This is a genomic window from Mesorhizobium sp. P2_C4, from assembly GCF_056404575.1.
Genome location: NZ_JBFUDT010000001.1, coordinates 1,149,430 through 1,172,727, shown reverse-complemented (window position 1 = coordinate 1,172,727; position 23,298 = coordinate 1,149,430). Strand labels below are relative to the sequence as shown.

Sequence of the window (23,298 nt, the reverse complement as noted above, 5' to 3'; positions counted from 1 at the left end):
GTTGGAGCTGCTGCCGGAAAGACCGGCGACGGCTGCGAGCAACGGTCTTCCGCGCCCAGGTCTCGAGTTCTGGGCCAAGTATGGCGAGCGGCTCGAAGCAGCGGAAATGCCGTTGAGACATGGATTCGATAGCCGACGGTCAGATCATCGGTTTGACGCCGGCGGCGCCGCCGGGTTCTGCCGCCTCGGGTTGTTTGACGTTACGGCAACTAGTAAGATCGCCCAGCAACGCGGATCGTGACGTATGTTCGGCCGATGGGGAGCGGCAGTGGAGATCAGCCAGGTCAGATACTTCTTGGCCGTCGCCAAGGAACTGAATTTCACCAGGGCGGCTGAGCAGTGCAATGTCACGCAGCCGGCGCTTTCACGCGCGATCAAGCTGCTCGAAGACGAATTTGGCGGTGCGCTCTTTCATCGCGAGCGGCGCTTCACCCATCTCACGGAACTCGGCCGCATGGTCGAGACCTATCTCGAGGGCGTTTTCGAAAACTCCCGCCAGGCAAAGCAGATCGCCGAGCAATATGTGCACCTGAAGAGGACGCCACTCAGGGTCGGCATTATGAGCACGATTGCTCCCGATGAGATCATCGAGCTGATCTCGTCCGTTCGCGCCCATCACCCTGGCGTTGAGCTTCATCTTTGCGACGCGGACGCCAAGAGCTTGCGGCGGCGACTGCTCGAGGGCGATCTCGAGGCCGCCATCTATGCGTTGCCGTCGAACGTGCCCGACGAAGAAGTGCATTCCTTGCCGCTTTTTCTAGAGCAGATGGTGATGGCTGTTCACCTGGCTCATCGTTTGGCCAACCAACTCAGCGTGCGGGTGAAAGACATGAGCAATGAAAGCTACATTCACCGCAACAACTGTGAATTCGCCGGCTATGCGGATGCCATTCTCGCCGAGCAGGGCGTCACCGTCAGCCCCGTTTACTGGAGTGATCGTGACGACTGGACACTGGCGATGATCGCGGCCGGGCTTGGCTTCGGCTTCATGCCCGAGCATACCGCCAAACACCCGGGCGTGGTGGCCTTGCCGATCACCGAGCCGGAATTCTGGCGCGAGGTCAATCTCGTCACCGTGCGCGGCCGCAGGCATTCGCCTGCGGTTGGCGCACTGGTGCGCGAGGCCACGCAGAAGAAGTGGTTCGGCGAGCGGGCGAAGGCACTGTCCGCCGCCGAGTAGCCTTCCTGCGCGAAACAATCTGCATAGCATGCCCGAGCGGTGGAACTCCGGCACATATCCGCGCTCAGTTCTTTTTAATCGTCGAGGTCACGGACCGGATGACTTCGGTCGCCATTCTGAACTGCGGCGCGCGGTCGGTAATGCCATGCCGCTTGGCGATCCAGTCGAAATCACTGTAGGCGGCGTAAACAGCGCCATCCGCGGTCTGGTAAACCAGCACGCGCACAGGCCAGTCGAGACCGGCTTCGGGATTGGATGTGATGAAGGTCGTGCCAAGCGCCGGGTTGCCGAACATCACCAGCCGCGACGGCCTGACATCGTTGCCGGCATTGTTGCCAAGCCTTGCCTGGTCGATGATGCCGAAGAACTTGATACCCTTCTTGAGGACATCCTTCTTGATGCGGGCGACGGTCTCGGCGACGGAATAGTCGCTCTTGACCGTTACAACGCCATCCGATGCGGCGGCCGGGATGACGATCGCCATCAGCATGGCGGCGCCGGCAAGCAAGGTTTTTAGGAAGGTGTTCATGTCAGTCTCCTTTGTTGAATGGTCAAAATTTTCGGTCGTTGGATCTCACGCCTTTGGCGTTTGCAGCACGCGCGCGACCACGATCGCGCCGGCTAGAACCGTGACGAGCACGGCTACGCATACGGCCCAGCCGATCCGGTCGTAGATCTGCCCGATGACGAAGCTGCCGGCGAGCCCACCCGCATAGTAGGAGGCGAGGTAGATGCCGCTTGCGGCGGCGCGGTCGCGCGAGGCTGTCCGGCTGACGTGCCCCGTGGCTATCGCCTGCGCCAGGAAGGTGCCGATGGCGACCAGCGCCATCCCGGCAAGAACGACCGGCAGGCTGGTCGCAAGCAGCAGAAGCAACCCGAGGATCGCCAGCGCAAGTGTTGCGCCGACGCCGATCCTTGGGCCGAGACCGGTAGCGACACGCCCAGCGAGCGGTGTGGTCAGCATGGAGGGCAGGAAGACGAAATACACCAGCCCCAGCGCCATCGGCGACAGCGAAAGCGGCGCGGCGACGAGCTGGAAGTTCACATAGGTGAACGTGCCTATGAAGACGAAGAGGATCAGGAAGCCGATCGCGAAACAGGCGCGCAGCTCGGCGTTTTCGAGCGGACCCTTCCAGGCCGCTTTGGCTAGCCCGCCCGTATCGTCGGTGCGCATCATTGCGGATGTCTTTTGCAGCGTGAACCAGACAAGAGCGGCACCGAACAGATTGAGGGCGGCGAACGTCAGGAAGTTGGTGGAGATGCCAAACGTATCGGCGACGGCGGCCGACATGAGCCTGCCGAAGAAATTGCTGGCGACGTTGCCGGTCACGTAGGCCGCAAGCGCGCTCGTCGTTTGCCGCGCTGAAAAGTGTTCGGCCAGATAAGCCATTGTCAGCGTAAAGGCGGTCGACATGCACAGACCTTGCGCGACCCGCAGCAATGCAAACACGACTATGCTGTCGGTCTGCGAAAGCAGTGTCGTCGGTATCGCCAGGACGGCCAGGCTGATCCAAATGCCGTTGCGGCGATCGATGCCGCGCCCGAGAAGCGCGACCGCGATGCCGGCCACGGCCATGCCGAAGGTGCTGGCATTGACAGCAAAGCCCATCGTGGCGCGGCTGACGCCAAACTTGATGACCAGCGACGGCAGTATCGCCTGGGTGGCGAAGAGATCGACAAGCGTCAGGAACGCGATCAGGGCAATCAGGCCGAAGCGACGGCTGTCTGCAGCAACCATTCGGAGCCGCGTCGGTTCAGTCAGTTCACTGGTGGTCATGACAGGGCTCCGTGGCCACACGTCCCCAGGCGGTCACCCGAGGACGCGCTTTCAATTGTCGGTAAGGGAGGACGTCGCCAAAAAGTGCGGCTTACATCATATGATCTTCGTGCATCGCCGGCGGCAGGACGTCGGCCGAATAGAGCACCGCGGGAACCTTGCCATTGTTCTTCCACCAGTGGGCGAGCTGACCGAACTCGGCGGTCACGTCGCCGGCCGGATGCTCGATCCCCACCTTGCAGGTACTGCGATATTCGGTGATCGAGCCCTCGACGACCAGGATGTTGGCCGGGCGGACGTTGTGCTCATGCCACGGCACGACACCGCCGGGCTGAACGACGAGCTTGCGAAGACGCAGCATGTTGCCCTTCCAGGCGTCGCCCTTTGGGCTGAGATCGATTGCCGAAAGCACATCGTCGGTCACGCCAACCGGCTTGCTGGGATGCTCCTGAATGTCCGTGGTCGCGGCCTGGCCGGCCGGGCAGTCTCCGGCGAAGGCCGGCGCGGCGGAAAATGCTGCGGTCGCCGAGAGCAGCCCCAGCGCAAACGTCAGATTGAGTTTTTTGGTAGCCATATCGTATTTCTCCTTTGTCGGTGCCCAAACGCGGGAGGCGGGGCATGACTGGGAGAGTGACCGGCTCATCGATGAAAGAGAAATGCTGCCTGGCTCTCAATTCGATACCTGAAAACTATAGTGGATCACTCGCGCTGACATTTCAGGGAGCCACGAGACAACGGGCCTCGAGCGCAAGAAATCTTCTACTATGTTTCACGCTGCGGTTTTGCGAATTGCCAGCGGTATGGCGCTGGTCGTCCAGCCATGCGCCTTGACGCTGCTGACGAAAGCCGAGGCTGCCGGCGAAAACCTGCGCCCTGCGACGACCACCAGCGATACCTCACGCCAGACCTCGGGGTCGATAACCGGCCGCACCTGCAGCCCGGGAATCACGGCGCTGAATTCGGGGATGAAGCAAATTCCGAGGCCCCCCGAAACCATGTTCTGAATCCAGTCCTCGCGCTCGCTGGCGTAGGAAATCCTGAGCTTGACGCCGCGATCGTTGCACAGGCCGGCAAGGTGATCGCGATATTCGCAGTTCAGACGTCTCAGGTAGTTTTCGCCGTCGAGTTCCGAGATGGCGACATTGTCATTGCGGGCCAGCCGATGGCCGTTTGGAAAAGCCAGGACAAAGCGTTCGCGATAAAGTGGTGTGACATCGAACCGGTCCGGAAAGCTGTCGCTCGACGCCATGATGGCGACGTCGATTTCCCCTGATTCAAGCAGCTGCGACAGCGACGCCGGCACACCCTCTACCAGTTGGAGCTGGATGCCTTGCTGACGCCTGTTGAAGTCCGCCAGCAGGCCGGTGAACCGGCGGGGACCGATGGTGCACATCACGCCAACCTTGAGGTTGGCGTTTTCCAGGCACAGGAACCTCGATGCCTCTTGCCGCACGCCGGTCAGCTCGTCGAGGATCTGCTGGAAACGGGGGCGCAGCAGAACGCCCAGATCCGTCAGATGCGTGAGGTTTCGCTCGCGGCGAAACAGCAAACCTCCAACCTCGTCCTCAAGCTGCTGAATCGCGCGCGACAGAGCCGGTTGGGTGACGTTGCATTTTTCGCCAGCGCGCGTGAAATTTCGTGTCTCGCACACGGCAAGGAAGTAGCGGATGTGATGAATGTCCATGCCGACTCGTCCCTCAACTGCATATGATGCATCTGCTGGCTAGGACCCTGCCGCAAACCATTGCGCCGTGCCAATGCACGGCGGCTATGAAGTCGATAGCGGCCCGTCATGGCGCGTTGATCGTGCCTGCGAACGTCGGTTGGAACGCACCCTCCAGAAATGATGATGGCGAGCAAATTGCTCGCCATCTGACAGCCCTGGTGACACCTGAAACGGCGCAGTGGCAGCTTAGTTGGCGCCACCAAGGGCCTGCAGATTGGCGCAGAACTCGGCGTGAGGCTTGCTCATGGCCGCGTCCTGGCACTCCTTCATCATTGCGCCCTGCTTGTCCTTCGCCATCGCATCCCAGGCGGCCTTAAATTCGGCCTTGGGCTTCATCGTCTTCATGCCGGCATCGGTGAAGAACGGCTGCATGTTGGAAGGCTCATCGAGCGCGCCGGCAAAGGCGACGCCGCTCAGAACGGAAAGTGCAAACGCGCCGAGGCAAATAGCTTTGATGTTCATGGTAGGATCCTTCTCTGAAGTTGAGCAATCGCCCCGTCGACGACTGCGGTGATCGGCAGGAATCAAAAGCTCTGCGGTTCCTCCTTGCCGAGACGAACTTTGCTGCAAGGAGCGGCTTTGAGGCCAATGCAATCTGCGTATGGAGTTTAAGGTTCTGCATCCCGCGGATGCTGTCCGGCGCGTTGCAGCTAGTTGGCGCCGCCGAGCGCCAGCACGTTTGCGCAGAACGGCGCATGCGCCTTGCTCATCGCCGGGTCGTTGCACGCCTTCTTCATTGCAGCCCGATCGCTGTTTGGCATGGCACGCCAGGCCTTCTTGAACTCAGCCATCGGCTTCATCGTTTTCATCCCGGCATCTGTGTAGAACGACGGGAAGGATGCCAGATCACTGAGAGGATCGGCGGAAACCGCCCCGCCAACCAGGCTGACGGCGATCGCCGCCAGACAGACAATTCGAATTTTCATGACGCACTCCTCTATGTGCTGAAGGCTTGCCGACGAACGTCGTGGCGCGGGTTCAAGGCAAAATCGCGGGATCTTGCCCTGCCTGGTAAACCTTGCGACGCACACGCGATTGCAGCCAATGCAATCTGCCTATGGAGTTCATGCCAACTTGGCATTTCGCCAGCACCAGATGATGCGGCAGTCTCCTCATCAGACGCCCTGGCTGGCGTTTTTGGGATGGAGACCAAAAAGATGCATATCCAGCCGAGAACCGAGACCAGCAAGCCCGTCATCGCCGGCGCAAGACCTGTTGTGGAAGACACTCAGCTAGTCGACATTGTCCTGGGAAGCGACGCACATGGCGCTTTTATCTGGGGCGTGCTCGACCGTCTGCTGGACGAACCCGGCCTTTCCTTCGGCAACATCACAGCGTCCGGTTTCGGCGCGATGGAGGCGGCGGTTCTGGCCTATGGGCTGGCTCTGGGCGGTCGGCGTGGCGCTCGGACAGCGCTTACCAACTTCTGGCGACGCGTCAGCCACGCATCGATGTTCACAGCCGACACAACCAATCCGCTGAGATTGATCCTGGACCAGTCGATCGACATTGCCGAAATCCGCAAGAAAAGATGCCCGGTGAGCCTCAGCATCCTCGCTTCGAACGCCCGCACCGATGCTGTTAGGATTTTCAATAACGACCAATTGTCGATCGACGCGATCCTGGCCGCGGCCACGATCCCATTCCTCTTCCCAGCCGTGGAGATCGACGGCAACACCTATTGGGGCGAAGGCGACCTTTCGGCTTTGCCGCTGGTCCAGCCGTTTGAAACCGGCCATCGGCTGATCGTCACGGGCAAGGCCTCATTGTGCACCACGCCTTGTGCGGATCGCCGTCTCGCCGCCAGTCCTTGTGCGATGACGTGCACGCCAAGTCACACCATCTTCGACAGCCAGCACCGGGCCGCCTCGGCGCTTTTCACAAGGCCATGGATCGACTGGGGTGAGCTGACCGACATACGTGACAGAGGACGGCAACGCGCCGAGGACTGGCTTCTGGCCGACCATCTTGTTGTCGACGAAGGCTCCGCCGCGAGGAGCAGAAACCGCTACGTCTAGGCGCCTCTCCCCGCCTGGCAGCGCCTGCTTCGCCCCCTCACGAACGCAGACGCCAAGCCCTCCGGTTCCCCGCCGGAGGGCTTTTGCTTGGGAGCTGCTTCAACATAGTGAGCGCGTATCAAATCCATGCCGAGACAGCATTTCAGCTCGGCGGTCTGATCGGGGACACTGCTTGCAGACAGGCCGCACCGGTCAGTCTTTCCCTCGAAACGCAACCAGGAGACATGTCTGTGATCAACACCAAAAGCCTCATCGGATCGGCTCTCGCAGCCGCCACGTCGCTCGCCGCTACGGCAGCCTATGGCGGTCCCGCCGCCCAGCCTAACTTCTCGTTCGAGAAGTGCTACGGCGTCGTCAAGGCTGGCCAGAACGATTGCCAGACCGCGACGCATTCCTGCGCAGGCACTTCCACCGCCGACAACCAGCCGGATTCCTGGCTTTACGTGCCTGCCGGCAGTTGCGCCAAGATCACCGGCGGCAGCGACAAGCCGAAAGCCTGAGCAACCAGCTTCGAACCAATCCTTCGAAAGGAGCCGACCGATGTCCCGTGCATATCAGTCCCTCACGATCCCCGCCGCTGCGGGCATCGGTCTGCGCTCTCCTCATATCGGTGAAATGCTGACCCGGCGGCCCTCCGCCGGCTGGCTGGAGGTCCACGCCGAAAACTACATGGGAGACGGCGCCAGTGTCGAAGCGCTGGAAAGACTGCGCCGGATCTACCCGCTGTCGGTTCACGGCGTTGGCCTGTCGCTGGGCAGTGCCCATGGACTGGATCGTGACCATCTTCAGAGACTTCGGATGGTCTGCGAGCGTTTCCAGCCCGATCTCGTTTCTGAACATCTCGCCTGGAGCGTCGCCGACGGCGCCTATCTGAACGATTTGCTGCCGCTGCGCTATGATGAAGAGGCGCTGGCAATCGTGGCGCGCAATGTCGAAACCGTCCAGGACACGCTAAAGCGACAGGTGCTCATAGAGAACCTCTCCGCCTACGTGGCTTTTGCAGATTCCTCGATGAACGAGGCTGAATTCCTGACCGCGCTCGTGGCACGAACCGGCTGCGGCCTGCTGCTCGATGTGAACAATGTGCAGGTCTCCGCGCACAACCTTCAATATGATGCGATCGCTTTCATCAACGCACTGCCGGCCGAATCCATTGGCGAAATCCACCTTGCCGGTCACGCGACCAATCAGGTCGGGGCCGACACTGTGCTCATCGACGATCATGGCTCGCGCGTGCCGCCTGTCGTCTGGGCGCTCTATCAGCATGCCATAAGCCGGCTCGGACTGCGCCCCACGCTGATCGAATGGGACACCGATGTCCCGGTTCTCGATGTGCTCCTTGGCGAAGCCATGTGGGCCGACATGCTCACCGCTTCGATCATGTTCAACCGCAAGCAGGCTGCGAGGCAAGCCGAGGCAGCCAAACCCCGACCGATGTCCCTCACCCCCTTCGAAAGCGTGGGGACCAGCATGCCAGTGCTAGCAGCATTCGCTGCCGCCAAGGCCGGAGCAGCCATACCGGTAGCGTTGACGCCAATGGAAGGAGGATACGATGTTGCCGCTTGAAAACCTGCAGACCACCATCGCGCGCTCGGTGCTTGCCATCGAACCAATGGTCTCCGCGAAAATGCTGACCGCCGGCAAAGCCGATCCACTGGCCCGCCTGCGCATCTACCAAAACAACACCCGCAGTTCCCTCACCGCGGCGCTGATGGCGGTGTTTCCCGTCACCGTCCGCCTGATAGACGAACGCTTCTTCCGTTACGTGGCGAGCGAGTTCATTCGACGGTATCCGCCGGTTGAATCGCGTCTTTCGCGCTATGGAGCCGGCTTCCCGCGCTTCCTGAAGACGATCGACACGCTGTCCGACATGCCTATCGTCGCCGAAACGGCGCGGCTCGAATGGGCCATAGCGGAGGCGCTCGATACAGCTTCGCTGCCGCCCCGCAGCCTCGCAGAATACGACAACACCGACCTTGGGCTGTCACCGGATATCCTGCTCCAGCCCTCACTGCGACTGATCGTCTCCCACTGGTCGATCCTGTCGGTATGGATGGCGCATCAACAGGAGACGGCGGTCGACGAAAACATCACCTGGACAAGACGCCCCGAACGGGTGGCGTTGTGGCGATCGGGGAACTACGTGCGGCTTTTTCTGCTCGACCGCGCTAGTTTCGCCTTCTGGCATTCGCTGAAGCACTGTTTCGGCCTCGAGCATGCCACCGGCCGAGCCTTGGCGCTCGACCCGGCCTTCGACCTAGTTTCAGCCCTTGTGCGGCTGTTCCGCGACAGGCTCGTCACCAACGTGCGGATCGCCGCGAATTCCCCCTCAAACTGACGGAGACCGTCATGACCGCAATTTCAGATCGTTCCTCGACTAGCCCGGGCGGCCTTGTTGGCGTCTACAGGCGCATCATCAAGTTGCCCGAACGCATTCCATTCTCGCTGATCCAACTCGCGGCCCGGGTCGCGGTCGCACATGTGTTCTGGCAATCCGCGCAGACCAAGCTGGCATCCTGGCCAGTGACACTGCAGCTGTTCGCCAACGAATACAATCTGCCGTTCGTCGACCCGTCGATCGCAGCGCCACTGGCGACTGCCGCCGAACTTACAGGCTCGGTGTTGATTTTCTTAGGGCTGTTTTCGCGTCTCGGCGCGCTGATGCTGCTCGGCGTTGTGTCAGTTATCCAGATCTTCGTTTTCCCGGAGAACTGGGCCGAGCATTTGCTGTGGGCCTCGCTGCTGCTTCTCGTCCTGGCGCGTGGCGCTGGTGTGTTCTCGCTCGACTATGTCGCCGAGCGGACCTTTTCAGCATCTGGGAAATGAACATCTCGACCGAGTAGGGAAGCGCGGTGCGCATCTTCATCGTTCATGCCCACCCCGAGCCCAACAGCTTCAACGGCGCCCTAACGCGCGCGGCGCAGGGGGCGCTGTCTGCAGCGGGGCACGAGGTCGTTATTTCCGATCTCTACGCAATGGGCTTCAATCCGGTATCAGATCGCCGCAACTTCACGACCATAGGCGACGCGAACTACTACCGGCAGCAGTCTGAGGAGGCGAATGCGGCTGCCCATGACGGATTCTCTCCGGATATCCAGGCCGAGATGGACAAGCTTTTCTGGTGCGACGCCCTAATCCTTCAGTTTCCGCTCTGGTGGTTCGGGCTGCCGGCGATCCTCAAGGGCTGGGTTGATCGAGTGTTCGCATCGGGTGGCCGCATCTATGGTGGCGGCAAATGGTATGATCGCGGCGTGCTGGCAGGAAAGCACGCGATGTGTTCCGTCACGATCGGCGGACCGCCGCCGATCTATTCCGACCGCGGACTGAACGGCCCAATCGCTGAAATCCTGTTCCCAATCAACCACGGGATGCTCTACTTTGTCGGCTTCACGGTGATCGAGCCATTCCTCGTGCATGCACCAGCGCGCATCAGCGATGGCGAGCGCCAGGCGTGCCTCGCTCATTATCGCGAACGCGTCCTCAGCCTCGTGTATGCCCCGACGATCGCATATCCGAAGCTCGCGGACTTCGACAACACCTATGTCTTGAAATCGATGTGAGTGTAGCCTCGTGCAGTTCACTGGGACACGTGGAGCCTTCACCAGCGGAATTACTCGTGAATCAGTTGCGGATCGGCCCTAATTCATACTTTGGCGGCAGAAGTCCGTTACGCAAAGAGACACTGCCGGCTTCGACGGCGGCGATCAAAATTGACATGGCTTCGAGACGGCCCATGACGCATCACCTTCCACATATTGAGAGGTTATGTCTTGTAGGTATCCAATACTCTCGCCTTCTGGAAGGCAGTAGGTAGCTCCCTGTCGCACCGACTTCATCGAACAGGAGATATGAATGTCCCGCATTGCCATCCCAACCCGCGAAGCAGCCCCGGTCGCCTCGCAACCGATTCTCGACGCTGTGGACAAGCAGCTTGGCGTCGTTCCCAGCCTCTTCCGCCTCGTTTCGATAAGCCCTGCTGCTCTGGCAGGCATGACCAGCTTGTCTGGAGCTCTCACCAGAGCATTGGACGTAAAGACCCGCGAGCGCATTGCTTTGGCGGTTGCCCAGGTGAACGGCTGCGACTACTGCCTGTCGGCCCACACGTATCTCGGCCTAAACCTGGCAAAGATTGGCGTCGAAGAGATCGCGCTAAACCGCAAGGGCGCGTCGAGCGATCCGAAGGCCAACGCGGCGGTGCATTTCGCGGCTAGGGTGGCCGAGACTCGCGGCAAGGTAAAGGACGCCGACATTGCCGCCGTGAAACTGGCGGGCTTTACCGAGGCGCAAATCGTCGAGATTGTCGCCGTCGTCGCCGAAAACTTCCTGACCAACCTCATCAACAATGTGGCCGAGACCGATATCGACTTTCCGGTCGTTTGCGCCGAAGCCGCCTGATCAACCACGCTTTACACTTATGCGCCCGGCCCGCCGCTCAAGGTTGGCCGGGCGATTTTCTGGTCTGCACTCGCAGAGCCGTTCCTAGGCGGCGGTAACGTTGCTGTGAGGCCGTAACGGTCAGCCGTCGCGGGGCGAATAACAGACTGTCAGCCTAGTCCGTCATCTCGGGCTTTTTCAGGTGGCGCCGAACTTCAGGCACCCCGCACACAGAAGAAAGTATGCCGGCAATGCATCTCCGTGGACTTGTCTCAAAGATCACTCTCTCCTCCTCCAGCGCTGCCGCCGGATGGGCGCCGTTGCCGATAAGGTTGATCGTGGGCTTTGGCTTTCTGGCTCATGGCTACGCGAAACTCAGCAGGGGTCCGGAAAGCTTTGGCGTCGTGCTTCAGACGCTGGGTGTTCCCATGCCGCAATTGCTGGCCTGGCTGACGACGCTGGTTGAGCTTGTCGGTGGCGCTGCTGTGCTGGCGGGCGCGTTTATTCCGCTCGTCAGCGTGCCGATGGCGATCGTGCTGCTAACCGCATTGTTCACCGTCCATTCCCAGTATGGGTTTTTCTCGGTGAAGTTTGCCGAAGTAACAGCTGCCGGGGTCAGGTTCGGGCCTGTCGGCTACGAAATCATTCTGCTCTACCTGGCCGGGCTTGTAACGCTTGCAGTCGGCGGTCCCGGCCGTTTGTCGCTTGAGACGGTCTTGGTTGGGCCTAAGGGAAGCGAACGCTCAAGATGACCATCCTCGCCAAACCCCAGCACGATCTTTCGGCGATAGAAATCGATGTCATTGAAGGCAATATCTCCGCCTATAACCGGCATGCAGTAGGGCGCGATGATGCCCGGGGCCTTGGCTTTGTGATCCGAGACGAGGCGGGACGCATCGTCGGCGTTGCTACTGGATATTCCTGGGCAGGCACTTCCGAACTCAAACAGATGTGGGTCGATGAGGCATATCGGGGACGCGGCTATGCGCGCGAGTTGTTGAACGCCTTCGCAACCGAGGCTGCCATCCGGGGCGTTCAGCGGATTTGGGTGCAGAGCCACGACTTCCAGGCGCCAGGAATGTATGAAAAGGCCGGCTTCGTGCGCGTCGCCGAGTTCGCGGAATGGCCCGAGGGACATTCCAATGTCATTCTTTGCAGAATACTGAAAACCACGCCTGTTACCCCGTGACCACCTATCGAATTGCGCGAGAGGTTGACGCTGAGGCATTACCCGACATCGAACAGTCGGCGGGTAAGGCCTACCGCGGGATTGCGGAGCTGGCCTGGATTGCCGATGACGACAACCAGACCGTCGAACGCCACCGCGAACTGATCGCCAGGGGCACCTGCTGGGTCGCAGTGGAACGAGACGACCGGCCGGTCGCCTTCTTGAGCGCGGAGATCCAGGACGACACGCTGCACATCTGGGAGCTTGCCGTGCGCCTTGATCGACAGCGCTCGGGTATCGGACGCGCCTTGCTCGACAATGCAATCGCGGATGCGAGGGAGCGCCGCCTTGTCGCGCTCACTCTGACGACGTTCCGGGATGTGATCTGGAACGCGCCGTTCTACCAGAAGTTGGGATTCCAGGTGCTGGGCGATGCGCAGGTCGGAGAGTGGCTCCGCGAGGTGCTACGCCGAGAGGTCGAACACGGCATGCCGGCAAGCCGACGTTGCGCCATGCGCCTCGTCCTGAACTAGGTTGCGCACTCATGGATCCACCTGATCGGACGTGTTGTCGACGCCCGTCCAGCGGTTACTTGCCCTTACAAACCAAGCGGCCCCTTTACGCAGTCGACGTGTCCCTCTCATCAGCTAACTATGCAGATGCCTATGACGAGATCACGGATAGTGCTTCGCCAGTTTCAAGAACGCCGACATTTCAGGGGAAAATCTGGTGCTGCGAGAGAGGATTGAACTCTCGACCTCTCCCTTACCAAGGGAGTGCTCTACCACTGAGCTACCGCAGCCGCTGATGGCGGGGCTTCTGCCATATCGAACCGGCAAGCGCAAGGCCAAGTGCGTGGATGTGCGAAAGGCCGCACCGCACGGCTTTTGATGACATGGCGGCGCCACAATGTTGACTATCCCTGAATGGCAGGTTGGCCGGTCGGGACGGAACCATGAACGACAAGACACTTCCAGCGAAAAAGGCTAGCGCAACCCGCAACGATCGGCTGGCCGAGCAGTTGCGCGCCAATTTGCAGAAGCGCAAGGCGCAGTCGCGTTCGCGGCGCACCGGTGATGCCGACCAACGACCGGAAGGACTGCCTGCTGCTGAAAAAATGCACAAGGACTAACTGATTTCAGCCACACTGGCTGGCCACCCTTGGCCCAAATGCCGCAAAATCCTATTTCTTGAACCAAGCCGGCCAATGGTCTAGACGGACCGATACTCAAACTGACGAAACCGGCCTTTCGGGCCGAGGGGACGTTTTCCATGGATCGCATCAGAATTGTCGGCGGCAACCAGCTTGTCGGAAGTATCCCGATCTCGGGCGCGAAAAACGCGGCGCTGCCGCTGATGATCGCCTCGCTGCTCACCGACGACACGCTGACCCTGGAAAACGTGCCGCATCTGGCCGATGTCGAGCAGCTGATCCGCATCCTCGGCAATCATGGCGTCGACTATTCGGTCAATGGCCGCCGCGAAAAGCAGAATGAGGGCTATTCGCGCACCATTAATTTCTCGGCCCGCAACATCGTCGACACGACGGCGCCTTACGAGCTGGTGTCGAAGATGCGGGCGTCGTTTTGGGTGATCGGCCCGCTGCTGGCCCGCATGGGTGAGGCGAAAGTGTCGCTGCCAGGCGGTTGCGCCATCGGCACGCGCCCGGTCGATCTGTTCCTCGAAGGCCTGCAGGCGCTGGGTGCCGATATCGACGTCGACACCGGCTATGTCATCGCCAAGACCAAAAACGGTCGCCTCGTCGGCAACCGTTACGTCTTCCCGAAAGTCTCGGTCGGCGCCACCCATGTGCTGATGATGGCGGCGGCGCTGGCCAAGGGCGAGACGGTGCTGGAAAACGCCGCTTGCGAGCCCGAGATCGTCAACCTGGCCGACTGCCTCAACGCCATGGGCGCAAAGATTTCCGGCGCCGGCACGCCCACCATCACTATCGACGGTGTCGAATCGCTGTCGGGCGCCCGCGTCCGTGTCATCCCCGACCGCATCGAGACCGGCACCTATGCGATGGCGGTGGCGATGACCGGCGGCGATGTCGTGCTTGAAGGCGCGCGGCCGGAGCTGCTGCAGACCGCGCTCGATATCATCGCCCAGACGGGCGCCGAGATCACGCCGACCAATTCCGGCATCCGCGTCAAGCGCAACGGCGCCGGCATTGCGCCGGTCGACGTGACGACGGCGCCGTTCCCTGCCTTCCCGACCGATCTGCAGGCGCAGTTCATGGGCCTGATGACCATGGCCAAGGGCAAGTCGCGCATCACCGAGACCATCTTCGAGAACCGCTTCATGCATGTGCAGGAACTCGCCCGGCTCGGCGCCCACATCACGCTGTCCGGCCAGACGGCGATCGTCGACGGCGTGTCGAAGCTGAAGGGCGCGCCGGTGATGGCCACCGACCTGCGCGCTTCGGTATCGCTGGTCATCGCCGGTCTGGCGGCCGAAGGCGAGACCACGGTCAACCGCGTCTACCACCTCGACCGCGGTTTTGAGCGGCTGGAAGAAAAGCTGTCCAATTGCGGCGCGGTGATCGAGCGGATTTCGGCTTAAAAGTCGCGAGGTCGGCGCCGCCGCTCTTTCCTTCTCCCCTTGTGGGAGAAGGTGGATTGGCGCGCAGCGCCAAGACGGTTGAGGGGTGTTGGAAGGATTACGGTTGGTGCCAAGCTGGAGCACCCCTCATCCGACCGAGCTTCGCTCGGCCACCTTCTCCCACAAGGGGAGAAGGGAGAACCGCACCTGGCCGCAACGCTGAGACGGCGCTGACCTGAGGCCATTGGCGCGGTTGCACCGATCACCAAGACCGCCTAACAGAAAGCTGAAACCAACTTTCAGGTGTGCATTCCGTATGGACGCTCTCAAGCTCATCGCGCTCGACGATCAGGACCTGGCCATCGTCTCGGCCCATGTCCAGGACGCCGTGATGAAGGTGGCGGACCTCGAATTCCTGCCTGCAGCCAAGCGTTTCGTGCTGACCATGAACCGCTTCGTCTGGGAGGCGAAGTCCGGCCTGTTCAGCCAGCACAATGAGCGGCGGCAGGCGGTGCTGCATTTTGACCGGGTGCTCGGCGCCAAGACCAACGGCATTGCCCGCGACAGACCGGCCGAGGTTTTGTCGCTGCTGGCGATCAGCTTCGTCGAGATCAGCAAGCCGGCCGGCATCGTCGAGCTGATTTTTTCGGGCGGCGGCACGATCATGCTCGATGTCGAATGTATCGAGGCGCGGCTGGCCGATATAGGCGGCGCCTGGGGCGCCACGTCGCGCCCCGTCCACAAGGCCTGAGCGTTATCCGATGGCCATCACGCTCCGCCAGTCCGATGCCGATTTCGAGCAGCGTTTCGCCGCCTTCCTGTTGACCAAGCGGGAGGTGTCGGAGGACGTCGATGCCGCCGTGCGCGCAATCATCGCGCGGGTGCGCGCCGAGGGCGACGCGGCGCTGATCGACTACACCCAGAAATTCGACCATGCCGATTTGAAAAGCCTTGGCATCGCAGTGTCGATGGACGACATCGCCAAGGCTTATGAATCCGCCGACCCGCAGACGATCGAGGCGCTGAAGTTCGCGCGCGAGCGCATCCGCGCCCATCACGAGCGGCAGCGGCCAAAGGACGATCGCTACACCGACGCCATCGGCGTCGAGCTCGGGTCGCGCTGGACGGCGATCGAGGCGGTTGGCCTCTATGTGCCGGGCGGCACGGCGAGCTATCCAAGCTCGGTGCTGATGAATGCCGTGCCGGCAGGCGTCGCCGGCGTCGAGCGCATCGTCATGGTGGTGCCGGCGCCGCAAGGCATCATCAATCCGCTGGTGCTGGTGGCGGCCGATATATCGGGCGTGTCGGAGATCTATCGTGTCGGCGGCGCGCACGCGATCGCAGCCCTTGCCTATGGCACCCAGACGATCAAGCCCGTCGCTAAGATCGTCGGTCCCGGCAATGCCTATGTCGCGGCGGCCAAGCGCCAGGTGTTCGGCACCGTCGGCATCGACATGATCGCCGGGCCGTCGGAAGTGCTGGTGGTGGCCGACGGCAGCAACGATCCCGACTGGATCGCCGCCGACCTGTTGGCGCAGGCCGAGCACGACGTGTCGGCGCAGTCGATCCTGATCACCGACGATCCGGCCTTCGGCAAGGCGGTCGAACAGGCGGTCGAGCGGCAATTGCAAAAGCTGTCGCGCGCCGAGACGGCAGCGGGAAGCTGGCGCGATTTCGGCGCTGTCATCCTGGTGCCGACAATCGAATCCTCGCTGCCGCTGGTCGACCGCATCGCCGCCGAACATGTCGAGCTCGCCATAGACGATGCCGAGGGCTTCCTGGCTCGGATGCGCAATGCCGGCGCCGTCTTCCTCGGTCGCCACACGCCCGAAGTCATCGGCGACTATGTCGGCGGCTCCAACCATGTGTTGCCGACGGCGCGCTCAGCGCGCTTCTCGTCGGGCCTGTCGGTGCTCGATTTCGTCAAGCGCACCTCGATCCTGAAGCTCGGACCGGAGCAATTGCGGGCGCTGGCGCCGGCGGCCATCGCGCTGGCCAAGGCGGAAGGTCTCGATGCGCATGGCCGCTCCGTCGCCATACGGCTGAACATGTAGGCCGCCATGTCGGACGACGATCGAACCCGCGCCAAGCTGATCGATGTCGAACTCGACGAATCGATTGGCCGTTCGACGCCCGATGTCGAACATGAGCGCGCGGTGGCGATCTTCGACCTGATCGAGGAGAACAGCTTTCAGCCGGTCAACGATGACGGCGCTGGACCCTACCGGCTGAAACTGTCGCTGGCCGAGTCGCGCCTGGTGTTTGCCGTGACGCGCGAGGATGGCGCGGCCGTGGTCACCCACATCCTGTCGCTGACGCCTCTGCGGCGCATCGTCAAGGACTACTACATGATCTGCGAGAGCTATTACGACGCCATCCGCTCCTCGACGCCGAGCCATATCGAGGCGATCGACATGGGCCGGCGCGGCCTACACAATGAAGGCTCGCAGACGCTGATGGACCGTCTCTCCGGCAAGATCGACATCGACTTCGACACGGCGCGGCGGCTGTTCACGCTGGTCTGCGTGCTGCACTGGCGGGGTTAGACCAGGATGACGTTTCGTTGAATCGCCATCCTGATCTAACTCTTCGTTGGAGCATGATCTCAGGACAAAACTCTTCCCGTTTTGTCCGAGAAAACCGGCTTCCACTTTTCGGGATCATGCTCTAGTGCCCGCCGCTCTGCCCCGCTCGATCCTGTTCCTGTGCGGCATGAACGCCGTGCGCTCGCCGATGGCCGAGCTCCTGGCGCGCGGGATGCTGCCGGCCGCCACCTTCGTCGCCTCTGCCGGCGTGCACCGCGGCGAGCGTGATCCGTTCGTCGATGCCGTGCTGGCCGAGGACGACCTGTCGCTGGGCGAGCGCCAGCCCAGAGCGATGGACGATCTCGAAGACGACTATTTCGACCTCATCGTCACGCTGGCGCCGGAAGCTCATCACGCCGCGCTCGAACTCACCCGCTCGCTTGCCGTCGATGTCGAATACTGGCCGATGCCCGACCCGACCGATGTCGGCGGCCGGCGCGAGCAGATCCTGGCCGCCTATCGCGACGTGCGCGAACGGCTGAAAGCGCGTATAAGCCGCCGTTTTCTGCTTCCAGAGGCAAAAAACGCGACGGATTAAGCGTGTTCACAAGCGGACGATTATCATATAGGTTCCGCCGAAATTCTGGCCAGAGTCGGATGATTTCAGGTCTGTTCGACCTGAAATCTGAATCCGCCTCTGGATCAAAGAAGTAGAGCATGATGTCGTCCGAAAACCGCTTTACACTTTTCGGCATCATGCTCTAGGTGCCAGAACTACCATCCAAGCAAAGGTATCGAATGCCGAAGGAAGAAGTCCTCGAGTTTCCGGGTGTCGTGACGGAATTGCTGCCCAACGCGATGTTCCGGGTAAAGCTCGAAAACGAACACGAAATCATCGCCCACACGGCCGGCCGCATGCGCAAGAACCGCATCCGCGTGCTGACCGGCGACAAGGTCCTGGTCGAGATGACGCCCTACGACCTGACTAAGGGCCGCATCACCTATCGTTTCAAGTAAGATCTAGAGCCCGACCGGAACCGCGATGAGCATTTTGCAAAAGCTCGTGCTTGCTTCGAGTTCGCCGCGCCGGATCGAACTGCTGCAGCAGGCGGGCATCGAGCCGGACCGCGTGCTGCCGGCCGATGTCGACGAGACGCCGCTGCGCGCCGAACATCCGCGCTCGCTGGCCAAGCGCCTGTCGCAGGAAAAGGCCGAGAAGGCGCTGGCGTCGCTCAAGACCGAGGACGACTATGCTCCGAGCTTCGTGCTGGCCGCCGACACGGTGGTTGCCGTCGGCCGGCGCATCCTGCCCAAGGCCGAAACGCTCGACGACGCCGCCAACTGCCTCGGCCTGCTGTCCGGCCGTTCGCACCGGGTCTATTCCGGCATCTGCCTGATCACGCCGGGCGGCAAGCAGCGTTTGCGGCTGGTCGAGACCAGGGTGCGCTTCAAGCGACTGCCGCGCGAGGAGATCGACGCCTATGTCGCTTCCGGCGAATGGCGCGGCAAGGCCGGCGGCTATGCCGTCCAGGGGCTGGCCGGCTCCTTCGTCGTCAAGCTCGTGGGCTCCTACACCAACATCGTCGGCCTGCCGCTCTACGAGACCGTGGCGCTGCTTTCCGGCGAAGGCTTCAAGGTTCACACCAGTTGGGTGTCCGCGCGGCCATGAGCGCCGAGGTGACGCCGCTGCGCCCCAGGCGCCCCTGCCCCGAATGCGGCAAGCAATCGGCGCGCGAGACCTATCCGTTCTGCTCGACACGCTGCAAGGACGTCGACCTCAACCGCTGGCTCAAGGGCGCCTATGTCATATCAGCCCGCGATGATGAGGAAGAAACGGATCCCGACGGCCAGCAATGAGGCTGTTGGGGACGGGTTTGTGCCCGTGACGGTGGCGGATGAATCGGCCCTGCGAACCCCGTCTCGTTTCCTGCGGGAAATCAACGCTTAGGCGCTGGACAGGCCGGATTCCCGTGCTATAACCCACCCGCTTTCAAGGGGCGCCGCACGGCGCTTTCATGAAATCCGGCCAGCGAGATTTCGTTTGCCGGCGAGGCCCAGATAGCTCAGTTGGTAGAGCAGCGGACTGAAAATCCGCGTGTCGGTGGTTCGAATCCGCCTCTGGGCACCATTTTTCCAATGTCCGTCTCAGTGTCGCCCGCCCCCAAGTTGCGCGATATCGCTGCCGAAATCACTTTGCTCTCATCAGCCAAATCGAGGATTCGATTTGCTTGGTGATCCCCCAACCTTAGGGCAAACTTCTGCCGGGGCTGCAGGAGGAGCAATGCGAGCACGCGCAGCTACGATCGGCGATCTCGAAGGTGTTTTCCGGGATCTGTCCACGAGGATGTCGGACGAATACGTGGCGGCCGGCAAGGATAGCAAGGTTGCCTACGACAATCTGATGATGAATTTGAAGGAAGGCCGCGCTCATGCGCTGGTCGAGGGCGACAAGACGGTGGCGATCATCGCCTGGCACGAGAACAGCGACGCCGCCGACACGCTGTTTGCCGCGCAGGAGGGCTTCTTCAGCGCCGCGACCATCCGCTTCTGCAGGCGGCACATCCGCCACATCCAGGCGCTGGCCGGCAACCTTCCCATTCACTCGCGCAGCTGGCTGCAGCGGGCCGACGTCGCCAGATGGTTCCGCATCATCGGCTATGTCGAGCGTGGCCAGGAGAACGGCGCCAATCTGTTCGAGCTGCCGCCGGCTCGAGGATAACAATCGCGGGATATTGCAAGACGCTGCGAACGAGTTGCGGCAATTCCGATGGCGAGCTGACGTTCACCTGCCATGCCGCGAACGCCGCCTGCAGCCGCGGTTGACCGCCACCGCATGCAATGGCTCAGCAAAATGAAATCGCCACGGGCTTTGGTCTGTCTTTGCAGACTGAGCCGTGCAAGGTAAGTTCGCGACACATTCGGCACAGGGCCGACCTCGGTGGAATCAAACAGTGGAAGAAGAACCCAAGCCGGAACGCCGCCTTCTTAGCCGCCCGAATGTGTTGAAGCAGGCAATCATCCTGGCGGGGAGTTCTGAAATCCCGTGTTCGGTGAGGAATCAGCACAAAAGCGGCGCCGAGTTGCGCGTGGCTGCTGATGCGACGGTACCGGATCGATTCTTCCTGGATGTGCCCGATGATGGCGTTGTCTATCAGACCGTCGTCAGATGGCGGAGGAACGAGCGGCTTGGTGTGCAGTTCTACGGGGCGCAAGAGCCAAGGCTGAAATAAGAAAGCCACTGGCGCATCATTTACTATTCGAAGCTGGATGAATTCGACCGTTGCTCCTGATAGGAACTGGTCGTTCGCTTGCGGCAAATCGAGGTCTGAAGAGTGCATCCGGATCACGTTCTCATCGACCTCGTCCCCGAGCAGTTCGGCCCATCGGAAGCGGTCGTCGCCCGATATGCCGGCCTCGTCGCCAGCGCCTTTCGCTACCGGTCCGGCGTCGCCGGCCTGCGGATCAGCAACGCAAAGGGTGAGATCGTCATGCTGCCGTTCCAGGGGCAGCAGATCTGGGATGCGACATTCCTCGGCCGCTCGTTGACCATGCGCTCGATGTTCGATGAGCCGGTTGCGACGCGGGATTATCTCTCCAACTACGGCGCCTTCTTCATCCATTGCGGCGCCACTGCGATGGGCAATCCCGGCCAGAACGATCGCCACCCGTTGCATGGCGACCTGCCCAATGCGCCCTACAGGGACGTGCAGCTGATCGTTGGCGACAATACCGAGGGGCCGTTCATGGCGCTGACCGGACGCTGCCGCCAGACTGTCGCCTTCAGCCACGACTATGTGGCGCAGCCCACCGTGCGGCTGCAGCGCGACGCCACCGGCGTCGCCGTCGACCTTGCCATCGAGAACCGGAAAGGCTCGCCGATGGAGTTGATGTATCTGGCACACATCAATTTCAGGCCGGCGGATAACGGCCGCCTGGTCGACAGTGTGGCCGACGATCGCACCGACATTGTCGTGCGCCAGGTGCTGCCACCGTTTTTCACGCCAAGCGAGCGCTATCTTGCCTACCGCGATGCCGTTGTCGCCGATCCGTCGCGCCATCGCGTCTTGACCAAGGGCGAGCCGATCGATCCGGAACTGGTGCTAACGATGAAAGCGAAGGCGGGTGCCGAAGGCTGGGCGCACGCCTTGCAAGTCCATCCGGACCGGACGGCGGATTTCGTCAGCTATCGCCCAGATGAGCTCAACTATGCCGTGCGCTGGATCACGCGCGGCGCCGACCAGGACGCGCTCGGCCTGATGCTGCCGGCGACGGCCGAACCCGATGGTTACCTGATGGCCAAGGAAAGAGGCCGTCTGGTTGTCGTCGCTCCGGGGGAAACATTCCGCTGTGCCCTGCGCTTTGGCGCGATGACCGCCGAGGAGGCCGCAAGGCAGGAGCAGGCCATTGCCAGGATAAGGGCCGCAGGCATCTAGAGATGCCCATGCAGGTTGCGGAGCCGTTGCGGCGCATGGCATCTGTCACCCTTCATTCCGGGACCGACAAACGATGACACGGCCACCAGCCATCGCGAGACGACCGCCCGCCTCCGCAGGCGTCAGCCTCAACCGCGCCCTGTCAAAGCTCGGCCTTTGCTCGCGCACGCAAGCGGAAGTGCTGATCGCCGAAGGGCGCGTGCGCGTTGGCGGCAAGGTGGTGCGCGACGCAGCCATGCGCGTCGACCTCAATCGTGACCGCATCACGGTCGACGACCAGAACGTCGTTGCCGAGGCCAAGGTCTATCTGATGGTCAACAAGCCGCGCGGGCTGGTCACCACCCGCGACGACCCGCAGGGGCGCGGTACCGTCTATGACTGTCTGACGGGCCTCGACCTGCCTTTCGTGTCGCCGGTCGGCCGCCTCGACAAGGCCAGCGAAGGTCTTTTGCTGATGACCAACGACACGCGCTGGGCGAATGGCCTGCTCGATCCCGCCTCGCATGTCGCAAAAACCTATCACGTGCAGATCGGCACGCCACCCGACGAGGCAATGCTGGCGCGGTTTCGTGCAGGCGCGGTGGTCGACGGCGAGCTGTCGAGCGCGCGCTCAATCGAAATCCTGCGCAGCGGCGGCCGCACGGCGTGGCTGGAAATCGTGCTCGATGAAGGCCGCAACCGCCAGATCCGCAAGCTGCTTGGCGCCTTTGACGTCGAAGTGTTGAGGCTGGTGCGGGTGGCGATCGGCGCGCTGCTGCTCGGTGATCTAGCCAAGGGCAAGGCGCGACACCTGACGCCTGAGGAACTGGCGCTGCTGGCGGCCTGAACGGCTGCTACCTCTGGTTCCATTTGCGGATGACCGGCTCGGTCAAATCGTGCTCGTAGCCGAGTATGCTCAGGCTTGCGGTGTCGAGGACCAACAGCGCGCCGTCTTCAGGCGGCAGGCCTAGCCAGCGCGCTGCCAGCACCCGCAGGAAATGCGCGCTTGAAAACACCAGCATGGTGCCATTGACGGCGCGCAGCTGACTGATGATCGCGTCGGCGCGTGCGCCGACATTCGCGGCCATTTCGCCGCCCGGACAGCCGTCGCGAAACACGTTCCAGCCGGACCGCTCGACAAGAATCTGCTTGGTGGTCAGTCCCTCATAGGCGCCGTAATCCCACTCTTGCAGATCATCCTTCTTAACGCCGGAGAACCCGGCCAGGGTACAAGTATTGAACGCACGCTGCGAAGGGCTTGACCAGACAGCGGAAAACGACAGGCCCTTGAGCCTATCGGCCACGCCGCGGGCAGCGGCCTCGCCCTTTGCCGTCAAGGGGATGTCGGTGCGGCCGGTGTGTTTTCCCGACGCGCTCCATTCCGTTTCGCCATGGCGAACCAGATAGATCTCGGGAAACTGGCTGCTCATTGGCGGGCCTTTCGATTCTCAGCGCTGGCCTGCACCCTAGCCGGGAAGACCCGGCCGGCACCAGCCGGGTGTGCATGTTGGTTGGCGACAAGAAACAGGCCGCAACCGGCGAACCGGCTGCGGCCTGAACAGTCTTGGGATCAA

Annotated in this window: 30 protein-coding genes and 2 tRNA genes; 25 read left to right on the top strand and 7 right to left on the bottom strand. The window is 61.9% G+C overall.

Annotated elements, in window-relative coordinates:
- Positions 1 to 244 precede the first annotated feature (244 nt).
- On the top strand, positions 245 to 1,180 hold the full coding sequence (locus AC1DX6_RS05605) for a LysR family transcriptional regulator (protein WP_477311717.1): 936 nt from the start codon (positions 245 to 247) through the stop codon (positions 1,178 to 1,180).
- 64 nt (positions 1,181 to 1,244) lie between these two features.
- Here AC1DX6_RS05605 and AC1DX6_RS05600 read toward each other — a convergent pair whose 3' ends face one another.
- The 5 genes from AC1DX6_RS05600 to AC1DX6_RS05580 all read right to left on the bottom strand — a co-directional run bounded on the left by AC1DX6_RS05600 (position 1,245) and on the right by AC1DX6_RS05580 (position 5,145).
- Positions 1,245 to 1,709, bottom strand: coding sequence for a DUF302 domain-containing protein (locus AC1DX6_RS05600; RefSeq protein ID WP_477311716.1), 465 nt, complete (start codon positions 1,707 to 1,709; stop codon positions 1,245 to 1,247).
- A 45-nt stretch (positions 1,710 to 1,754) separates the two neighbouring features.
- Positions 1,755 to 2,957, bottom strand: a complete 1,203-nt coding sequence (locus AC1DX6_RS05595) for an MFS transporter (protein WP_477311715.1) — start codon at positions 2,955 to 2,957, stop codon at positions 1,755 to 1,757.
- A 91-nt stretch (positions 2,958 to 3,048) separates the two neighbouring features.
- Positions 3,049 to 3,531, bottom strand: a complete 483-nt coding sequence (locus tag AC1DX6_RS05590) for a cupin domain-containing protein (RefSeq protein ID WP_477311714.1) — start codon at positions 3,529 to 3,531, stop codon at positions 3,049 to 3,051.
- A gap of 195 nt (positions 3,532 to 3,726) precedes the next feature.
- Positions 3,727 to 4,641, bottom strand: coding sequence for a LysR family transcriptional regulator (locus AC1DX6_RS05585; RefSeq protein WP_477311713.1), 915 nt, complete (start codon positions 4,639 to 4,641; stop codon positions 3,727 to 3,729).
- Positions 4,642 to 4,869: 228 nt separating this feature from the next.
- Positions 4,870 to 5,145 (bottom strand): hypothetical protein, encoded by a 276-nt coding sequence (locus AC1DX6_RS05580; protein WP_477311712.1) that lies wholly within the window; start codon positions 5,143 to 5,145, stop codon positions 4,870 to 4,872.
- Positions 5,146 to 5,165: 20 nt separating this feature from the next.
- Between AC1DX6_RS05580 and AC1DX6_RS05575 the strand changes: the two genes are divergently transcribed.
- From AC1DX6_RS05575 to AC1DX6_RS05530, 10 genes are all read left to right on the top strand, one after another.
- On the top strand, positions 5,166 to 6,701 hold the full coding sequence (locus AC1DX6_RS05575) for a patatin-like phospholipase family protein (RefSeq protein ID WP_477311711.1): 1,536 nt from the start codon (positions 5,166 to 5,168) through the stop codon (positions 6,699 to 6,701).
- A gap of 230 nt (positions 6,702 to 6,931) precedes the next feature.
- Entirely contained in the window at positions 6,932 to 7,201 is a 270-nt protein-coding gene (locus AC1DX6_RS05570; RefSeq protein WP_477311910.1) for a BufA1 family periplasmic bufferin-type metallophore, read from the top strand.
- Between the two features lie 40 nt (positions 7,202 to 7,241).
- A complete protein-coding gene (bufB, locus tag AC1DX6_RS05565; RefSeq protein ID WP_477311710.1) occupies positions 7,242 to 8,267 on the top strand; it encodes an MNIO family bufferin maturase in 1,026 nt (341 codons plus the stop codon).
- Positions 8,254 to 9,039: an HvfC/BufC family peptide modification chaperone gene (locus AC1DX6_RS05560; protein ID WP_477311709.1), complete on the top strand. Its 786-nt coding sequence runs from the start codon at positions 8,254 to 8,256 to the stop codon at positions 9,037 to 9,039. Before bufB ends, AC1DX6_RS05560 begins: the two co-directional genes overlap by 14 nt.
- 11 nt (positions 9,040 to 9,050) lie before the next feature.
- Entirely contained in the window at positions 9,051 to 9,527 is a 477-nt protein-coding gene (locus AC1DX6_RS05555) for a DoxX family protein (RefSeq protein WP_477311708.1), read from the top strand.
- 26 nt (positions 9,528 to 9,553) lie between these two features.
- Entirely contained in the window at positions 9,554 to 10,261 is a 708-nt protein-coding gene (locus tag AC1DX6_RS05550) for an NAD(P)H-dependent oxidoreductase (protein ID WP_477311707.1), read from the top strand.
- Positions 10,262 to 10,553: 292 nt separating this feature from the next.
- A complete protein-coding gene (locus AC1DX6_RS05545) occupies positions 10,554 to 11,096 on the top strand; it encodes a carboxymuconolactone decarboxylase family protein (RefSeq protein WP_477311706.1) in 543 nt (180 codons plus the stop codon).
- Positions 11,097 to 11,317: 221 nt separating this feature from the next.
- Positions 11,318 to 11,827, top strand: a complete 510-nt coding sequence (locus tag AC1DX6_RS05540) for a DoxX family protein (protein WP_477311705.1) — start codon at positions 11,318 to 11,320, stop codon at positions 11,825 to 11,827.
- The gene (locus AC1DX6_RS05535) at positions 11,824 to 12,264 is read left to right on the top strand and encodes a GNAT family N-acetyltransferase (RefSeq protein WP_477311704.1); all 441 of its coding nucleotides are present in this window, start codon (positions 11,824 to 11,826) and stop codon (positions 12,262 to 12,264) included. The genes AC1DX6_RS05540 and AC1DX6_RS05535 overlap by 4 nt, the downstream gene beginning before the upstream one ends.
- Complete coding sequence (locus AC1DX6_RS05530) at positions 12,261 to 12,776, top strand: GNAT family N-acetyltransferase (RefSeq protein ID WP_477311703.1); 516 nt, start codon at positions 12,261 to 12,263, stop codon at positions 12,774 to 12,776. The genes AC1DX6_RS05535 and AC1DX6_RS05530 overlap by 4 nt, the downstream gene beginning before the upstream one ends.
- A 194-nt stretch (positions 12,777 to 12,970) precedes the next feature.
- Here the strand turns inward: AC1DX6_RS05530 and AC1DX6_RS05525 are convergent.
- Positions 12,971 to 13,045: transfer RNA gene (locus AC1DX6_RS05525), tRNA-Thr, on the bottom strand.
- Between the two features lie 153 nt (positions 13,046 to 13,198).
- On the opposite strand from AC1DX6_RS05525, the gene AC1DX6_RS05520 reads away from it, so the two are divergent.
- The 14 genes from AC1DX6_RS05520 (at position 13,199) to AC1DX6_RS05455 (ending at position 22,571) form a co-directional block, all read left to right on the top strand.
- Positions 13,199 to 13,375: a hypothetical protein gene (locus AC1DX6_RS05520; RefSeq protein ID WP_477311702.1), complete on the top strand. Its 177-nt coding sequence runs from the start codon at positions 13,199 to 13,201 to the stop codon at positions 13,373 to 13,375.
- A gap of 140 nt (positions 13,376 to 13,515) precedes the next feature.
- The gene (gene murA / locus AC1DX6_RS05515) at positions 13,516 to 14,808 is read left to right on the top strand and encodes a UDP-N-acetylglucosamine 1-carboxyvinyltransferase (RefSeq protein WP_477311701.1); all 1,293 of its coding nucleotides are present in this window, start codon (positions 13,516 to 13,518) and stop codon (positions 14,806 to 14,808) included.
- Between the two features lie 295 nt (positions 14,809 to 15,103).
- Positions 15,104 to 15,538, top strand: coding sequence for a DUF2948 family protein (locus AC1DX6_RS05510; RefSeq protein ID WP_477311700.1), 435 nt, complete (start codon positions 15,104 to 15,106; stop codon positions 15,536 to 15,538).
- Positions 15,539 to 15,548: 10 nt separating this feature from the next.
- Positions 15,549 to 16,841, top strand: a complete 1,293-nt coding sequence (gene hisD, locus AC1DX6_RS05505) for a histidinol dehydrogenase (protein ID WP_477311699.1) — start codon at positions 15,549 to 15,551, stop codon at positions 16,839 to 16,841.
- 6 nt (positions 16,842 to 16,847) lie between these two features.
- Complete coding sequence (locus AC1DX6_RS05500) at positions 16,848 to 17,333, top strand: UPF0262 family protein (RefSeq protein ID WP_477248909.1); 486 nt, start codon at positions 16,848 to 16,850, stop codon at positions 17,331 to 17,333.
- Between the two features lie 124 nt (positions 17,334 to 17,457).
- On the top strand, positions 17,458 to 17,910 hold the full coding sequence (locus AC1DX6_RS05495; protein ID WP_477311698.1) for an arsenate-mycothiol transferase ArsC: 453 nt from the start codon (positions 17,458 to 17,460) through the stop codon (positions 17,908 to 17,910).
- A gap of 200 nt (positions 17,911 to 18,110) precedes the next feature.
- Complete coding sequence (infA, locus tag AC1DX6_RS05490; protein ID WP_006200926.1) at positions 18,111 to 18,329, top strand: translation initiation factor IF-1; 219 nt, start codon at positions 18,111 to 18,113, stop codon at positions 18,327 to 18,329.
- Between the two features lie 25 nt (positions 18,330 to 18,354).
- A complete protein-coding gene (locus AC1DX6_RS05485) occupies positions 18,355 to 18,981 on the top strand; it encodes a Maf-like protein (RefSeq protein ID WP_477311697.1) in 627 nt (208 codons plus the stop codon).
- Positions 18,978 to 19,169: a DNA gyrase inhibitor YacG gene (gene yacG / locus AC1DX6_RS05480; RefSeq protein WP_477311696.1), complete on the top strand. Its 192-nt coding sequence runs from the start codon at positions 18,978 to 18,980 to the stop codon at positions 19,167 to 19,169. The genes AC1DX6_RS05485 and yacG overlap by 4 nt, the downstream gene beginning before the upstream one ends.
- A gap of 195 nt (positions 19,170 to 19,364) precedes the next feature.
- Positions 19,365 to 19,440 (top strand) — tRNA-Phe (locus AC1DX6_RS05475).
- Between the two features lie 153 nt (positions 19,441 to 19,593).
- Positions 19,594 to 20,031 (top strand): hypothetical protein, encoded by a 438-nt coding sequence (locus AC1DX6_RS05470; protein ID WP_477311695.1) that lies wholly within the window; start codon positions 19,594 to 19,596, stop codon positions 20,029 to 20,031.
- Positions 20,032 to 20,263: 232 nt separating this feature from the next.
- On the top strand, positions 20,264 to 20,542 hold the full coding sequence (locus AC1DX6_RS05465) for a PilZ domain-containing protein (protein WP_477311694.1): 279 nt from the start codon (positions 20,264 to 20,266) through the stop codon (positions 20,540 to 20,542).
- A gap of 102 nt (positions 20,543 to 20,644) precedes the next feature.
- Complete coding sequence (locus AC1DX6_RS05460; protein WP_477311693.1) at positions 20,645 to 21,745, top strand: DUF4432 family protein; 1,101 nt, start codon at positions 20,645 to 20,647, stop codon at positions 21,743 to 21,745.
- Between the two features lie 73 nt (positions 21,746 to 21,818).
- Positions 21,819 to 22,571 (top strand): pseudouridine synthase, encoded by a 753-nt coding sequence (locus AC1DX6_RS05455; RefSeq protein ID WP_477311692.1) that lies wholly within the window; start codon positions 21,819 to 21,821, stop codon positions 22,569 to 22,571.
- Positions 22,572 to 22,578: 7 nt separating this feature from the next.
- On the opposite strand, the gene AC1DX6_RS05450 is transcribed toward AC1DX6_RS05455, so the two are convergent.
- Positions 22,579 to 23,154, bottom strand: a complete 576-nt coding sequence (locus tag AC1DX6_RS05450; RefSeq protein WP_477311691.1) for a histidine phosphatase family protein — start codon at positions 23,152 to 23,154, stop codon at positions 22,579 to 22,581.
- Between the last annotated feature and the right edge of the window lie 144 nt (positions 23,155 to 23,298).

What these genes read in the sequence shown, in the direction of transcription:
- AC1DX6_RS05605 (WP_477311717.1), top strand. Translation starts at nt 245, where the DNA reads ATGTTCGGCCGATGGGGAGCGGCAGTGGAGATCAGCCAGGTCAGATAC.
- AC1DX6_RS05600 (WP_477311716.1), bottom strand. Translation starts at nt 1,709, where the DNA reads ATGAACACCTTCCTAAAAACCTTGCTTGCCGGCGCCGCCATGCTGATG.
- AC1DX6_RS05595 (WP_477311715.1), bottom strand. Translation starts at nt 2,957, where the DNA reads ATGACCACCAGTGAACTGACTGAACCGACGCGGCTCCGAATGGTTGCT.
- AC1DX6_RS05590 (WP_477311714.1), bottom strand. Translation starts at nt 3,531, where the DNA reads ATGGCTACCAAAAAACTCAATCTGACGTTTGCGCTGGGGCTGCTCTCG.
- AC1DX6_RS05585 (WP_477311713.1), bottom strand. Translation starts at nt 4,641, where the DNA reads ATGGACATTCATCACATCCGCTACTTCCTTGCCGTGTGCGAGACACGA.
- AC1DX6_RS05580 (WP_477311712.1), bottom strand. Translation starts at nt 5,145, where the DNA reads ATGAACATCAAAGCTATTTGCCTCGGCGCGTTTGCACTTTCCGTTCTG.
- bufB (WP_477311710.1), top strand. Translation starts at nt 7,242, where the DNA reads ATGTCCCGTGCATATCAGTCCCTCACGATCCCCGCCGCTGCGGGCATC.
- AC1DX6_RS05560 (WP_477311709.1), top strand. Translation starts at nt 8,254, where the DNA reads ATGTTGCCGCTTGAAAACCTGCAGACCACCATCGCGCGCTCGGTGCTT.
- AC1DX6_RS05555 (WP_477311708.1), top strand. Translation starts at nt 9,051, where the DNA reads ATGACCGCAATTTCAGATCGTTCCTCGACTAGCCCGGGCGGCCTTGTT.
- AC1DX6_RS05545 (WP_477311706.1), top strand. Translation starts at nt 10,554, where the DNA reads ATGTCCCGCATTGCCATCCCAACCCGCGAAGCAGCCCCGGTCGCCTCG.
- AC1DX6_RS05540 (WP_477311705.1), top strand. Translation starts at nt 11,318, where the DNA reads ATGCCGGCAATGCATCTCCGTGGACTTGTCTCAAAGATCACTCTCTCC.
- AC1DX6_RS05535 (WP_477311704.1), top strand. Translation starts at nt 11,824, where the DNA reads ATGACCATCCTCGCCAAACCCCAGCACGATCTTTCGGCGATAGAAATC.
- AC1DX6_RS05520 (WP_477311702.1), top strand. Translation starts at nt 13,199, where the DNA reads ATGAACGACAAGACACTTCCAGCGAAAAAGGCTAGCGCAACCCGCAAC.
- murA (WP_477311701.1), top strand. Translation starts at nt 13,516, where the DNA reads ATGGATCGCATCAGAATTGTCGGCGGCAACCAGCTTGTCGGAAGTATC.
- AC1DX6_RS05510 (WP_477311700.1), top strand. Translation starts at nt 15,104, where the DNA reads ATGGACGCTCTCAAGCTCATCGCGCTCGACGATCAGGACCTGGCCATC.
- hisD (WP_477311699.1), top strand. Translation starts at nt 15,549, where the DNA reads ATGGCCATCACGCTCCGCCAGTCCGATGCCGATTTCGAGCAGCGTTTC.
- AC1DX6_RS05500 (WP_477248909.1), top strand. Translation starts at nt 16,848, where the DNA reads ATGTCGGACGACGATCGAACCCGCGCCAAGCTGATCGATGTCGAACTC.
- infA (WP_006200926.1), top strand. Translation starts at nt 18,111, where the DNA reads ATGCCGAAGGAAGAAGTCCTCGAGTTTCCGGGTGTCGTGACGGAATTG.
- AC1DX6_RS05485 (WP_477311697.1), top strand. Translation starts at nt 18,355, where the DNA reads ATGAGCATTTTGCAAAAGCTCGTGCTTGCTTCGAGTTCGCCGCGCCGG.
- yacG (WP_477311696.1), top strand. Translation starts at nt 18,978, where the DNA reads ATGAGCGCCGAGGTGACGCCGCTGCGCCCCAGGCGCCCCTGCCCCGAA.
- AC1DX6_RS05470 (WP_477311695.1), top strand. Translation starts at nt 19,594, where the DNA reads ATGCGAGCACGCGCAGCTACGATCGGCGATCTCGAAGGTGTTTTCCGG.
- AC1DX6_RS05455 (WP_477311692.1), top strand. Translation starts at nt 21,819, where the DNA reads ATGACACGGCCACCAGCCATCGCGAGACGACCGCCCGCCTCCGCAGGC.
- AC1DX6_RS05450 (WP_477311691.1), bottom strand. Translation starts at nt 23,154, where the DNA reads ATGAGCAGCCAGTTTCCCGAGATCTATCTGGTTCGCCATGGCGAAACG.